This is a genomic window from Clostridium sp. UBA1652, from assembly GCF_002320975.1.
Lineage (GTDB): Bacteria > Bacillota > Clostridia > Clostridiales > Clostridiaceae > Clostridium_T > Clostridium_T intestinale.
The window spans coordinates 17,674-31,905 of the sequence record NZ_DCLI01000091.1 but is presented as its reverse complement, the minus strand read 5'-3'; the positions used below and the strand labels follow the sequence as shown (position 1 = coordinate 31,905).

Here is a 14,232-nt window from a genome sequence, read left to right as displayed (position 1 = left end):
CATATTGAATTTAAACCAATATTAAGAATCCTCTCATTTCATCCTTGGTATTTACTCAAATAATTCATTTATAATTGGAATGATATTTATCAATGGTTCTTCATAAGGGTGAATTTCTCTAATAATCTTAATTGCATTCTTACAATATTCTCTTTTACACCTTATTTCCATTTTACATTCCGTACCTTCGCATATCTTCCCAGCTTCACCATTGAAGGGATTTGAACCTTCTAATGGTCTCCAATAACCTCGTACATTTGTTATTGAAACAACATTATCATAAGCTCCGATGGTACATACATTAACTTTATTAAGTTCATCACGTAATGTTATTACATATTCTTCCGGGATATATATTTCTATTTTTACATCTTTAAATTCCATACTGTATTATATCCTTCCTTTTAAAGCCTAAACTTCTATAATTAATTACTGGTTCAATTCAATTATTACTTTCGAACTCTGTATAATTCTTATTGTACATATATTGGTTTCCCATTATCTTAATAATGCCCTTCACTAAGTCTCACTACTTCAAGTTCTTTTATATTCTCAGCCAACTTTAATGCTAAACTTTCAATGGCAAAAATTTCTGTGAAAGTATGACTTCCAATGATAAGATTTATCCCTTTAAACTATGTTATATTACTATTATTGTTTAAATTGTAGTAATACCCTTCTTATTATACCATAATTTTCAAAATATTAAGCCAAGTGTTTTCCTATACTTTAAATTTCAAAAAAGCATTATAGGTAGGGTTATCCACCTATAATGCTTTTTTACGAGAAGATTAGACTTAGCTGACTCTAAAGGTATATTGCTACAACTCTACAAATTAAATTTTAGAAAAGCAAGAATATTGTAATTGATGATGAAACATTCTTTACTAAGCTATGGGCTATTCTGCAATTATTTTTTACTTCCATCTTTGTTAAAGATCTTTCTTAAATGTACTTCTCCAGCAAGTATAATTGCTGATGTTCCTAAAATTACAAGTATTATTTTTATTGATTCAACTAATTTAGGCAAAGTAAATTGAATAATAACTCCGATCAATGCTAAAATTATTCCTCCTACTATAAATGCATTGCTTCCATACTTTTGGGCTTCTTCCCATGTGTCCTTATTTCGCATCGATAACCTTGAACGCCAACCATAAATACTATTGATGTTTTTTGGTGGAAATAATTTAAAAAACACGCCCCCCAATAATGCAAATAGCAAACCAATCTCTATTAATATCATTTGGCACCCCCATTTAAACTCCTATATTCATACTATTTTATTATTCTTTCTTCAGTAATTTTAACCTTTTCAATAAATGGCTGTAAATCAACTATTGCCTCTTTGCTAAGCCCTTTTGCTTTAAATATTATCTCACCTGATATATCAACACTCCCCTCTTTTAATATAGTTCTATTAACATCTAAAGTTACATTTTCTTCGGAGACTAAACTTGCAAACCTTTCTGATAATATTGGAGTCATAGGTTGAAGATAAATTTATGTTACTTTATTTGTACAAATTATAATTTATCAAATTACTTCTAACAATTCACTTAGCGACTTAATCTCAATAAAATTTTTGTTATTAATATCATTATCATGTTTACGGTTTATAAAAATTGGCGTAAATCCAAAATTTTCAGCCCCTAGAACATCGGCTTCAAAGTTATCTCCAATGAAATAAACTTGTTTTATTTCTATTTTAGTCTCATACCTTTTAATATCATCAAATACAATTTTAAATAAATCTTTATGCGGTTTCCTTATCTTATAGTCAGCACTAAAATGTATATTAACAAAATATTTTTCTAAATCATACTGATTAATGAATTTTCTCATCACATTCTTTTTAAATATGGAGTTACTCAATAAATAAACTGGAATTCCTAATAACTTAAGTTGCTCTAAAGTATAAATTGTGTCATTAAACAATTCAGTAGTATTTATTTCAAGTGCACAATTAAATAAAATTTCTTCTAATGGATAATTAACCTTAAAACCATATTTGTTTTTAAAATCTAAAAGTTCATCTTCAAATGCTACTTCTGAATTATCCTCGTTTCTTTTATCATAAAGTTCTTTCCAATATGTAGCTGCATAATCTAGCAATCCAACTTTATCAGTATCCTTTGATAAGATATTTTCATGTAGATAAGATAAACCCGAATTAAAATCAAATTTAATGTCATGAAGCAATGTCTCAAATAAATCAAAGACAATGACTTTAACTTTTGTCATAATCCCCCTCCACAAATCACTATTTACAATTACTTAATTCTTAAATTAGATTTTATAGTGGTTTTTGAGCAAGATATAATGGAATAGTATCTTTAATAATAATTTTATTGCCAAAATCCATAATTGCCTTTCTTACTGCCGCATAAAATTTAGACTTATATGGCTCTTGTAAAGTTATATGTTCGCAATGTGTACTAATATATGAAATATATTCATCAGCATTAAGTGTCCTTACCTTATTCCATTCTTTATATTTATAATTAACAAATCCATAATTCACAACATTGCTATATTGCATTTTACGATTATATTTCTGCTTAACAGAAAAATGTTCTTTATAAACCTCATCTATTCTATTGTATAGCTCTTCATTTTCACTTTTCTCATCTGAACGTGTCATAAACATTGCAAGAATGCCACCAGGTTTTAGAATATTGTAGACTTTTGAGAATGCTATTTCTTCAGGCATCCATTGAATTGTAGCTGCTGAATATATTAAATCAAATTTTTGCTTTCCAAAGTCGTATGTTTCAAAATCAGCATTTACAATATCAAAATTACTATAAGTCCCATATCTGCTTTTCATAAATTCTGTGAAGTTCTCCCCGAGTTCAATAGCCTTATAACTACAGCCAGTTTTTAAAATAGGCTCTGTTGCTTGTCCTGTCCCTGGTCCAATTTCAAGTACATCTTTTCTTAAATTCAAATCAGCAGCGGTTATAATTTCTGCTAATAGTTCATCACAATATCGTGGTCTATATTTATCAAATGTTTCTGGTATTCGGTCAAATGTATTTCTAAAATCCATTTTTTCTCCATCCCCTAAATTACTATTTTCCTCTATAATTTCTTCCTATTTATTGTTCATTAACCCTTAGTAGGTTATTTCTTATTATACCATAATTTACCTCATAATATTATAAGGGAACTTCTAAATGAAGCTCCCTTAATCTATATTTTTGTATCTATTCTATAACAGAAGTACACCTATCCCCATCTATATATAAATCAATCTGAAAAGTTTTAAAAATTAACACACAATACCTTTCACTTCCACTACGTTCCAATCTTTTTATATAATCATTAGGTAGACTTTTTTTCTTTATATACTCACTTTCATGAATCTCCATATTTCCCTTAAGTAAAACCATATCATCTTCTGTATGAACTTCTATACAGCATTTATTACTTATATTTAGTAATTTTACTTTATTGGAGTCTTTCTTAGTAATAAAAATAACCTTATCTAAGTTTACTGAAACTACCTTCTCCATTGGGTAAATTTTAGGATAACCATCTTCGTCTACCATTGATAATGCAAGTGTATTACTTTTGTTTAACAAGTTAACTGCTTTTTCATACATTTCTCTTTCTACCACTATTCTTCTCCCCATCTCTTAAACCCATCAACCTCAATATCAAATTTATCTAAAATCTTAGCTACAATATGATGGTTCATATCTTCTATGCTTTCTGGTTTATTATAATAAGTAACCATTGGTGGAATTATGTAGGCTCCTAATTCTGATAACGTCAGCATATTTCTTAGGTGTATTGTGCTAAGTGGGGTTTCTCTAGCTGCTAATATAAGTTTTCTTTTTTCTTTTATTGTTACGTCTGCCGCTCTAAGAAGTAGATTATCTGAATATCCTGATGCAACTCCAGCAAGAGTTTTCATGCTGCATGGAAGTATTATCATTCCTTCTGTTTTAAAAGTTCCGCTTGCTATGCTTGCTCCAATATCTTTTATTGAATATACCTTGTCTGCAAGTGCCCCTACTTCTCCAACCTTATATGTAGTTTCTTGTAATATGGTTTCTTCTGCTCCTCTTGATATAACAAGATGGCTTTCCCATTCTGGATTTTCTTTTAAAATCTTTAAAAGTTCTATACCAAGTATTGCACCACTAGCTCCACTCATTCCTACTACTAATCTTTTTTTTCTATTATCCATTGTTTTCATCCTTACTGAATCATTTTTATCAATTGTTTTGTTAGTTCTTTTAATAAATCTATAGTAACATGTATCTCTTCTTTTGTAATGTTATCAATATGAATTCCACAGGTTATAACTACATTTTTGTTAAGCTTTGAACAAAGTTCATGGGCCACATATCTTGCTGCTTCATCATCCTTATGGCCTGTCATATTAAGTACTGAAGTTGTTGAACTTATTACATTTTCATCTTCTAAACTGTTTCTTGGTACACTTAAGGTTACACAACCAATGTGGGGTCTATCACCACCTGATATGATTATACATAAATCTTCTCCTATTTCTATGGCTTTTAGATTTAGTTTTACCCTTCCTTTTTCAATGTTTAATTCTTTCATATAATAAGTTCATCCTTTCTAGTTCACAAATAATATCTGAATAATTTATTTGAACTATGCAATATTAATGTTTATGGAGGTGATTTCATAATGAAAATATCTAGAAATCTCATTTGTTTTGTAATTTCTTTATTTATATTTATTCAAGTTCCATATTCAAAAGCAAAATCTGAAGTTTTAAATGGTTTATCAAGTATTAAAGAGGATTCTGATTTAAGTAATAATACTATCCGCTCACTAATATATCCTTATATTACTGACTCCATAGAAAAATACTATGGTGAAAATGTTCCTAGCTTTATATTATCAGAGTCTAAATTATCAATAACTCACCCAGATCCTCAAATATTTAATTTTATTATAACTGTACAAGTTAATACGTATTATGGCCCTCTGAACCCACCGTATGGAATAGATACTATTAAAATTCAAACTAGCCCACTAGGAACTAAGGTTATAGATTTCAAACATGAAGAAGAAAAGCTACCTACTGGCTAAACTTCATGTATAACTTAGATCAATTGTAGGCCTATCTTATCACTTAAATCTCAACCCTAAAACACTTCCAACTATCATCTATCATAATTAACTTGATGGACCCTCCATGTTTCTCGACTATCTTCTTACATATACTAAGTCCAAGCCCATTTCCATTTTTACTTGTTCTTGATTCATCGCCAGATACAAATGGATCAAATATCCTATCAATTATTTCATGTTTGATGGGCCCACCATTATCATGAACCTCAAAAATGGTTTTCTTATTTTCTTGTTTTATAACTATCTTAACTGATGTACCTTCCTTGTTATGCTTTATAACATTTATTAATAAGTTTACTACAACTCTTCTCATTTCAAGCTTATCAATCACACACGTTATATCATTTTCATCTGTTATTATATCAATGTACATTTTACTTTTCTCAAACTCATTAAAATATTCAGCAGCTATTTCCAATATAAATTCTTTGAAGTCTACTTTTTCTAAGTTTAACTTATATTCTTCGTTGGACATCTTAGTATAAACCATAAGTAAATCTATAAGTTCACTCATGTTATCAGCTTTTCTAAAAATAGTATTTAGATATTCTTCTTGTTTTTCATGACTGTCTATCAAGTTATCAAGAAGGGCCCTAGTATAACCTTTGATTGTTGTTATCGGGGTTCTTAAATCATGAGCTATGCTGCTAAATAGTTGTTGTCTTTCTTTTTCAAGGTTTTCTCTTTCTTTTTTTACTTTTTCTAATTCATAAACCATGAAATTAAAGGCTTCTTCAATTTCTTTATACTCATATTCCCCATTAAGGGTTAATCTATTTGAATAGTCTCCTGATGTTATTTTCTCAAGCCCATCAACTAAGTCCTTGTTAGGTTTTGCTACATGTTTTTGTATACTTTTGCTGTAACTAATTAGGCCCATCAAAAACACAACAACCACTCCAAAGAGAAAAAACAAAGTTAATTTTAGTATATCATATTTTGTTTCCCCTCCTGGGTTAATGATTGTATACTTTATTCTTAGTTTTTCAACTGGAATTTTAACAAGACAAGTATAATCTTTTCCAACCTTTTCAAATACTGAAGCTGAAGCATAATATTCCTGTTTATCTTTTTTTATACCTATTTCAATTACCCCAGCTATTTTGTAGGGTTGGCTTTCTGTTACCCTCTCTATAGATGATAATTTTAATAACTCTCCTTGAGTGTAGTGATGTACCTCTTCTTGCACCTTTCCTTTTCTGTATATCACATCATTATTATCATCTAATATTTCTATCCATCCATCTAAGTTTTCTAATGAACTTGTATCAATATTTTCATAGTCAACTTTCACTAATTTTTCTGCACTAATTCCATCTAAAAGATTATCTATAGAGTTTTTACTAATTAGACTTATAAGAGCATATAAAATCAAAACTCCTAATAAGAGCCTAAAGGAGAATATAAAGTATTTTTTAATTACAAACTGACTTATGGTTTTCTTTTTCATACTTAAGGAAGCATCATTTTATACCCTAAACCTCTTATAGTTTTAATATATGCTTCTCCCTCTCTTTCTCCTAGTTTTTCTCTTATTTTGCTTATATAAACCATGATGTTGTTATCATCTACAATATAGGAATCTTCCCAAGCAGCTTCATATATCTGCTTTTTAGTGAAAACTCTACCTGGGCTTTCCATAAATAGTTTTAGTATTTTAAACTCTATGGAAGTTAGTTCAATGAGCTTATCATTTTTAAAAAGAATACACTGTGAAGTATCAAGAGTTAAATCTCTGACATTTAAATTTCTATTAGTTTCTCCAGAGCCTAAATTATAATATCTTCTTATATTAGCCTGCACTCTAGCCACTACTTCTAAAGGATCAAAAGGTTTAGTTATATAATCATCTGCACCTATTCCAAGGCCCAACACTTTATCTGAACTTTCTCCTTTAGCTGATAAAATCATTATAGGCATATTGCTCTTATTTCTTATTTTCTTGATTAACTCATATCCATTTATGCGAGGCATCATTATATCAATGATTGCTAAATCTATCTTTTCTTTTTCAAGAGTTTCCCATGCTTCATGTCCATCTTTAGAGGTATAAACCTTAAAACCATCCTTTTCTAAATATAAACTTAAGAAGTCCATTATCTCTTTTTCATCATCTGCAAGTAATACACTGTACATCAAATTTATCACCTCTTGTCAAATCTAACCTATTAATATGATATCATTGTACAGCTATTAAATCATCTTATATCAACTTTTTTGAATCTCATTATTCCTAAAAGTACTATGAAAGCTATCAGTAAAAATGAACCTAAAAATCCTTTAATAAATAAGGTATTAGTAAAATCATTAAACAAGAAATCAAGCCTTTCACTAAAAAATGAAGTGTATTTCATAAACTTTAAATTTTCTAATCCAGAAAGATATTTGCCTACATACATCACAACTAAGGTAATGATAAAGGTCATAAACATGTTCATATTCACTCCTATTACATAGGTTATAGTAACTAAAAATATAGATGTTATAACTGTACTAAGAATGGAAAATATCAAAACTTTTTCTGACATTGTACCAAGAAAAGTTCCTGTGCCTAAGTCAGAACTTGATATAAACATATAATAACCAGCTGTTGAAACTAATAAAAGCAAACCTATTGATATAACTATCATAGTAATCATGGAAAGTAGTTTCCCAAAAATGATTTTTTCTCTTTTTCCAACTCTTAAAACCATCATCTTAATCTGTCCTTCATGAACCTCTCCTGAAAACTGAAATGATGATAACAAGATAATAAGGATTCCTATAATACCAAGGCCTGATAGGAAACTCCAAATCACTCCAAAAAAGTCTAAACATGAATATGCAGTTACTAAAGCTTCTTCACTTGTTATCTTAACTGCCCCACTTTTATAGCCAAGTATTATAAGAAGAGCTAACAAAGAAGGAATAACTAAAATTAAACTATTTTTTCTCTTAAACATCTTATACATTTCCATTTTATATACTTCAAATATTCTCATAACTTCCACCTACCTTATTAAATCTAATAATGATATATTGTTGTTTTTGATGTTTTCATAGCTGTCATCATAGTTTATATATCCATCTTTTAAAACTATGATATCCTCTGCTAAATCTTCAACCTCATCTAACTGATGACTTGAAAAGATAATCGATGTTTTCTTTTCTTTTATGATGTTTTTCAGAAAATCTTTCATATCACATATTCCAGCAGGATCTAGTCCAACAAAAGGTTCATCTAAAATCAAAAGCTCTGGTTCAGCTATAAAAGCCTGAGCTAAGGCAAGTCTTTGCTTCATTCCAAAGGAAAAATTCTTAACCTTCTTATTTTTATCCTTAGATAAATCAACAAGAGCTAAAAGTTCTTCTATCTTATTTTTGATATTTTTCATAGAAAAATCCTTAGTTATCATCATGGAAAGTTTTAAATTATCATAGGCAGTTAAGTCTCCAAAAAATGTTACATCAACTAAAGAACCTATTTTCTTTTTTACCCCCTCATCTTCATGGTTAATTTGATGGTTCATAAATACTATCTCACCCTCATATAGAGCATTTAGGCCCAAGATGCATTTAAGTAATGTTGTTTTACCTGCTCCATTTCTTCCAAGAAGGCCCATTATACTTCCTTTTTTCATTTCAAAACTGATATCTTTTAATACTTCTGTTCCCTTGTACCCCTTTTTTAAATGTTTAACTTCTAAAATAATATCTTTCATAAACATCCACCTTTCTCATTTCATATCTCAATCATAATTTCTAAAGCTTTCCTAGAAACATGAATAACCTTAACCTAACCTTAAAATGACATTTCAGTTTGGAATTTGTACACCTTGTATAATGGAGTCATAGTAAAAATTAATTATATTTTTACAAGTTTTTTTCTATACTTAAGATAAGACGCTGTGGATTAGTTTATGTTGCACCTATAGCTAGACTATTTAATTAAGGCTATAACCACAGCTTTATGCTTATTTGTTAATTAGTTAGATAACGCATGACGTTTTATATAGAGCAAGGATACATTCAGCATAAAGCACGTGGAGCATAGCGTTCTAATTTAAAAAGGAGCTGATATTATGATTTATGTTGGCATTGATGTAGCCAAAGATAAGCATGATTGCTGTATAGTTGATTCAAATGGAACTGTTCTTAAAGATTCTTTACGAATACCAAATACTCGTCAAGGTTTTGAAATACTTTATACTTCAATTCTTTCTTTTCTACCTAATAAAACCATATCTAATGTAAAAATAGGACTTGAATCAACAGGTCATTATAGCACTAACATCCAAAACTATTTATATGCTAAAGGATTCCACCTATCTGTTTTGAATCCTTTAGCTACAAACCTTTTCCGTAAGGCTCAAACCCTTAGGAAAACTAAGACCGATAAAACAGATGCTCTAGTTATTGCTAAAATGCTTTTTTCTGATGATACAAAATCCTATTCACCTGTATCATATCAAATTCAAGAATTAAAGTCACTAACTAGACATCATTATAGATTAGTTGGTTATAGATCTAAACTTAAGATATCAATAACTAGACTTCTAGATATAATTTTTCCAGAGCTCGCAACTTACGTTTGGTCAATTCATCAACCATCTGTTTACGCTCTCCTATCGGAGTTTCCGAACCCGAAGGAAATCTCTAATTGCCATTTAACTAAGCTAACCAATCTTTTGTATAAAGCAACTAAAGGTAGATATGGCAGAGAGAAAGCTGATGAAATAAGAAAGGCTGCTAGTAGTTCCATTGGAACTAGCACTAAGTCTTTATCTCTTGAACTTCAACAAACCATTAGATTAATTAAATCTGTTCAAACTGAGATAGTTCTTTTAGATGAACAGATAAAAGAATTAATGATAGAAATAGATTCACCAATAATGAGTATTCCAGGCATTTCTTATAACTTAGCTTCAATAATTCTTTCAGAAATTGGAGATGTACACAGATTTACGAATCCATCAAAGCTTTTAGCTTTTGCAGGACTTGATCCATCAACATACCAATCTGGAAAGTATACTGCTACATATACACCTATGGTGAAACGTGGCTCCGCCTACTTACGATGGGCTATACTCATGGCATCTCGAACGGTTTCTATGCGAGATTTAACCTTTTCAAACTATCTTGCAAAGAAACAATGTGAAGGTAAACACTATTATATTGCTATGAGCCATGTAGCAAAAAAGCTTATACGTGTTATTTTCTACCTTTTAACAACTAATACTACTTTTACTCCACAAATATAATCATTTAATTTTAATAGCAACATCGTTGCTTTATTTGTCATGCAGTTTTTTATAATAATTTTAATTAAAATTTTTTTGAATTTAGTATTGACTCCATATAGTTAGTCTTTATCCTGTAGGAGCGCTTCTAAGCTCCATTAAATTCCTTCTCTTTCTCAGCGTCATTACAATTCTTTCTCATTTTTCAAGATAAAATTGATAGATTTTTCTATTTGTAACAGTATATATAATAGAAGGGGGAGTTAATTTTATGGAAAATGTTAAAGAAAGATATTATCAAGTAGATGTAATGAGGTTTGTTTGTGCAATTTTAGTTATATCAATTCACACCTCAGCCTTATATTCCTTTGGAGATGTTCCAGGAAAGGTTTTAAGTTTAGGAATCGCAAGAATAGCTGTGCCATTTTTCTTCATAGCTTCTGGTTACTTCTTTTATGAGAGGTTTAATCATGAAGGATATTTAAAAGCGTATATTATAAGAATATTAAAATATTATTTAATTTCTACAGTTGTTTATACCGTGATTTTATTTACCTTTATAAAAAGCAGAAACTCAAACATTTTAGATTTAGTTAAAAATCTTTTATTTAATGGGGTATCTCCAAGTCTTTGGTTTTTCCCTGCATTGATATTCTCAATAAGTGTTTTGTACTTATTTTTAAAGAAAAACTGGATTAAGTCTTTAATAATAGTAAGTTTAGTTTTATATTCACTAGGTCTTATAGGTGATTCATATTATGGATTAGTAGTAGGAACTCCTTTAGAAAAGCTAGTAGAAATGTATTCTGCTGTTTTTGTTTATACAAGAAATGGGCTTTGTTTTGGATTACCTTTTTTAACCCTAGGAGTTTTAATCAACAAACATGATATGAGAAGCAAACTTAAACATCTTAAATCATTAACATTACTTTTTGCTGTGATATTTGCTTCTGAGGCCTATGTACTTATATCAAACAACATATCAAGAGACAACAACATGTACATTTCTCTTATTTTTTTAGTTTCTTGTATATTTTTGTTATCTTTAAGATCTAAGAAAATATTATCTGATAGAAAAGCCAAACTATTAAGAGACCTGAGCCTTTGGATATATTGTCTTCATGAACTGATTCAATTTCTTGTTTATGGGCTTCTTCCTAAGATTGCAGCTAATTCTTTCTTGGTTTTCATCATGGTAACCTTAGTTGTTGTACCTCTTTCTTATTTTATAGTTAGAAAAAAATCTCCATTCTACACCTTAAATAAGAAAAAAGAAATTAGATTAATGGCTAGTTTGTTGGTTATTGCATTAATCATAGGACTTGTATCATCAAAAGGCCCATCAACAGCAACAAGTTCCAATGGAATAAGTCCATCAATAGATTTAAAACTTGATGAAAATGCACCATCATCAAACATAGTTGGGCCTATGTGGAAAATATCATCTGGTACTACTACCCTTTACTTATATGGTTCTTTAGATGTTGGTGATAAAAGCTTATATCCATTAGCTCCAAAGGTTGAAGAAGCTTTCAAATCTTCTGAAGCTTTGGCAATTGAAGTAGAACTTGATAAAATTGATGGTGCTAAAATCAATAGTCAACTTCTCTATGAGAAAGGTGATAATGTAGAAAATCATGTTTCTTCTGATGCAATTGATATTTATAAAGAAAAAGTCTCTTACTTTAAAGCTGATTATGATAAAGTTAAACAATACAAAGCTTCATATTTAGCACAAAATTGTATTTCTGTATATTTAGCTCAAGCTAAGGTTGATCAAGCTTATATTCCTGATGTCTATTTCTTATATAGTGCTAGAAAAACTGATAAACCAGTGGTTTCAATTGGTGATGTGTATAAGCTTTATGATGATTTAGCAAATCCTCCTGATGAAGTAGGGGATGCATCACTTAAACTTCTTAAATACTATAATGAGGATTCCACAAAAAAGAGTTTAGATCGTTTAGAAGCTTGGAAAAAAAGTGACTTAGAAGCTATAGAAAAATCTTATGATGAGCAGTATATAGTTCCAGCATCTGAAAAAGAAAACTTTACTAAACTTAATACCTTAGTAAATAACTATAACCAAAATCTATATTCAAAACTTAAATCCGAGTACGCTTCTAAAATAGATGGATATATTAAAGAAAACAAAAACTACTTTATAGTTTTATCTACAAACTACCTTCAAGGGGAAGATAGTATATTAAAACAGTTAGAACAAAAAGGTTATATCTTAGAAAAAATAAACTAAAAGTAAACAGCCCCTGTCTTTTTAGCAAGGGCTGTTTATAAAACAATATGTAATTTTAGAAATAAATATCTGAAAACTCAACATTAATAGCATTCATAAGTTTATCGCCATCTACTTGATTTCCACTTTTTTTATCTTTAAAGTCATTTCCAATTGGGAGATTAACCGTAAATGTGCTGCCTTGCTCTAATTCACTTTCAATCTTTATGCTTCCACCTAATATCGCAACTAATTTTTTTACTAAAGCTAAACCCATTCCACTACCCTCTGCTTGTCTTGAAAGATTGTTCTCAGCTTGTCCAAAGGGTTTAAATATTAATTCATACTTATCTTTAGCTATCCCTATTCCACTGTCCTTTACAGATATATCAACTGTTTTATCTTCTTTATTTTCATTAATGCTAACCATAATGGTACCACCCTCTGGTGTAAACTTTATAGCATTGGATATGAGATTTAAAAGTATACGTTCATACACCTCATTATCTATGATTAAATCTCTACTCTCAACATTACTCTCAAAATCTAAATCTATGTCTTTTTGCTCTGCATAATCTAATACCCATTGAGTTATAAATCTTGTAATCCATACAATATCAATCTTTCTCAAATTCAGCTTCATTTCTTCTGAACTCAATTTTGTAATGTCTAGTATGTTATTTACAAGCCTTATTTGTCTGAAAGTATTTCTTTTCATACTTCCTAAAAGTTTTTTAACAGGCTCAGAAACGTTTTTAATATGTATCTTTTCAATTAGCTGAATAGCTGAATAAATTACATTGATTGGAGTTTTAAATTCATGGGTTATTAATGTTATAAACTCATCCTTCCTAATTAAATCCTGCTCCAAGATTTCTCTTTGAGCCTTTTCTGATTCATACAGTAATTTTTGTTGTCTGCTTATCTCACGATTTTGCTTTCTAAGTAATAATTCACGTTCTATAGAATCCACTACAGTTGATAAAGTCATTAGAAAAAGTGGATTATGAAGTATTACAGCTGTCATAACACTTATGGTTCCTATTAACTTTCCATCATCTGAATTGTAAAAAGGTACAGAATAACAAGCACTTTTATATAGATGTTTATGATAATGATTAGTTCCTATAAGCTGAACAGGAGCTTTTTCATCAATACATAAACTAACAGTATTTGTCCCCATAGCTTCCTCTGTAAATTGAACACCTGGCTTAATCCAAAGCTCTCTCACAGTATTTTCTATAGTTTTATCTCCTAAGGTATCAAGTAAAAAACCTTTATCATCAGATATAACAACCAGTATAGGTGTTCCCTTAAGTGAATCAATTATTTTATTGCTAAAAAAACTTGCAACCTCTAAAACTTCTTTATATTCTTCTTTTTTTCTAGCTAACTCATCTTTTGTCATTATAACTTTAGGTATTTGAATTTTATTAGGATTCATTCCTAATAGCTTGCATCTCTTTTTGGAGTCTTTAATATATTCTGCTTCTTCTTCAAACGACTGTTGTAACATATACTACCTTCCTTCCTAAAAGCAAAAAATAGGTATTAACTTCATCTTTCAATTTTACCATATTATATAATATTTATAAATGATTTTAAAGTTTAAGTAAAGTTAACAAAAGGACTACAGAATTTTTTATAAGCAAACCTTTTAAT

General features: G+C 29.4%; 16 protein-coding genes. 3 read left to right on the top strand and 13 right to left on the bottom strand.

Annotated features, from left to right (window positions below):
• Positions 1 to 51 precede the first annotated feature (51 nt).
• From cutA to lpdD, 8 genes are all read right to left on the bottom strand, one after another.
• Positions 52 to 384 (bottom strand): divalent cation tolerance protein CutA, encoded by a 333-nt coding sequence (gene cutA / locus B3N22_RS20340; protein ID WP_286910058.1) that lies wholly within the window; start codon positions 382 to 384, stop codon positions 52 to 54.
• A 526-nt stretch (positions 385 to 910) separates the two neighbouring features.
• Positions 911 to 1,246 carry an SdpI family protein gene (locus B3N22_RS20335; RefSeq protein WP_286910055.1) on the bottom strand — a complete coding sequence of 112 codons (336 nt, stop codon included), beginning with the start codon at positions 1,244 to 1,246 and terminating at the stop codon, positions 911 to 913.
• A 32-nt stretch (positions 1,247 to 1,278) separates the two neighbouring features.
• Entirely contained in the window at positions 1,279 to 1,488 is a 210-nt protein-coding gene (locus B3N22_RS20330; RefSeq protein ID WP_286910054.1) for a hypothetical protein, read from the bottom strand.
• Between the two features lie 48 nt (positions 1,489 to 1,536).
• Positions 1,537 to 2,244 (bottom strand): HAD family hydrolase, encoded by a 708-nt coding sequence (locus tag B3N22_RS20325; RefSeq protein ID WP_286910053.1) that lies wholly within the window; start codon positions 2,242 to 2,244, stop codon positions 1,537 to 1,539.
• Positions 2,245 to 2,296: 52 nt separating this feature from the next.
• The gene (locus B3N22_RS20320; RefSeq protein ID WP_286910051.1) at positions 2,297 to 3,052 is read right to left on the bottom strand and encodes a class I SAM-dependent methyltransferase; all 756 of its coding nucleotides are present in this window, start codon (positions 3,050 to 3,052) and stop codon (positions 2,297 to 2,299) included.
• Between the two features lie 157 nt (positions 3,053 to 3,209).
• Positions 3,210 to 3,623: a pyridoxamine 5'-phosphate oxidase family protein gene (locus B3N22_RS20315; protein ID WP_286910048.1), complete on the bottom strand. Its 414-nt coding sequence runs from the start codon at positions 3,621 to 3,623 to the stop codon at positions 3,210 to 3,212.
• A complete protein-coding gene (locus tag B3N22_RS20310) occupies positions 3,623 to 4,198 on the bottom strand; it encodes a UbiX family flavin prenyltransferase (protein ID WP_286910046.1) in 576 nt (191 codons plus the stop codon). The genes B3N22_RS20315 and B3N22_RS20310 overlap by 1 nt, the downstream gene beginning before the upstream one ends.
• An 11-nt stretch (positions 4,199 to 4,209) precedes the next feature.
• The gene (gene lpdD, locus B3N22_RS20305) at positions 4,210 to 4,578 is read right to left on the bottom strand and encodes a prenylated flavin chaperone LpdD (protein ID WP_286910044.1); all 369 of its coding nucleotides are present in this window, start codon (positions 4,576 to 4,578) and stop codon (positions 4,210 to 4,212) included.
• A gap of 90 nt (positions 4,579 to 4,668) precedes the next feature.
• Between lpdD and B3N22_RS20300 the strand changes: the two genes are divergently transcribed.
• Positions 4,669 to 5,076, top strand: a complete 408-nt coding sequence (locus tag B3N22_RS20300) for a DUF3888 domain-containing protein (RefSeq protein ID WP_286910041.1) — start codon at positions 4,669 to 4,671, stop codon at positions 5,074 to 5,076.
• 43 nt (positions 5,077 to 5,119) lie between these two features.
• On the opposite strand, the gene B3N22_RS20295 is transcribed toward B3N22_RS20300, so the two are convergent.
• The 4 genes from B3N22_RS20295 to B3N22_RS20280 form a co-directional block, all read right to left on the bottom strand.
• Complete coding sequence (locus B3N22_RS20295) at positions 5,120 to 6,568, bottom strand: HAMP domain-containing sensor histidine kinase (protein ID WP_286910037.1); 1,449 nt, start codon at positions 6,566 to 6,568, stop codon at positions 5,120 to 5,122.
• Positions 6,569 to 6,570: 2 nt separating this feature from the next.
• Positions 6,571 to 7,254 (bottom strand): response regulator transcription factor, encoded by a 684-nt coding sequence (locus B3N22_RS20290; RefSeq protein ID WP_286910033.1) that lies wholly within the window; start codon positions 7,252 to 7,254, stop codon positions 6,571 to 6,573.
• Between the two features lie 62 nt (positions 7,255 to 7,316).
• Complete coding sequence (locus B3N22_RS20285; protein ID WP_286910031.1) at positions 7,317 to 8,099, bottom strand: hypothetical protein; 783 nt, start codon at positions 8,097 to 8,099, stop codon at positions 7,317 to 7,319.
• Between the two features lie 9 nt (positions 8,100 to 8,108).
• Complete coding sequence (locus B3N22_RS20280) at positions 8,109 to 8,819, bottom strand: ABC transporter ATP-binding protein (RefSeq protein WP_286910028.1); 711 nt, start codon at positions 8,817 to 8,819, stop codon at positions 8,109 to 8,111.
• A 360-nt stretch (positions 8,820 to 9,179) separates the two neighbouring features.
• Between B3N22_RS20280 and B3N22_RS20275 the strand changes: the two genes are divergently transcribed.
• Positions 9,180 to 10,358, top strand: coding sequence for an IS110 family RNA-guided transposase (locus B3N22_RS20275; RefSeq protein WP_286910025.1), 1,179 nt, complete (start codon positions 9,180 to 9,182; stop codon positions 10,356 to 10,358).
• Positions 10,359 to 10,608: 250 nt separating this feature from the next.
• Positions 10,609 to 12,591, top strand: a complete 1,983-nt coding sequence (locus tag B3N22_RS20270) for a TraB/GumN family protein (RefSeq protein ID WP_286910023.1) — start codon at positions 10,609 to 10,611, stop codon at positions 12,589 to 12,591.
• A gap of 55 nt (positions 12,592 to 12,646) precedes the next feature.
• On the opposite strand, the gene B3N22_RS20265 is transcribed toward B3N22_RS20270, so the two are convergent.
• Positions 12,647 to 14,086, bottom strand: coding sequence for an ATP-binding protein (locus B3N22_RS20265; RefSeq protein ID WP_286910021.1), 1,440 nt, complete (start codon positions 14,084 to 14,086; stop codon positions 12,647 to 12,649).
• Positions 14,087 to 14,232 lie beyond the last annotated feature (146 nt).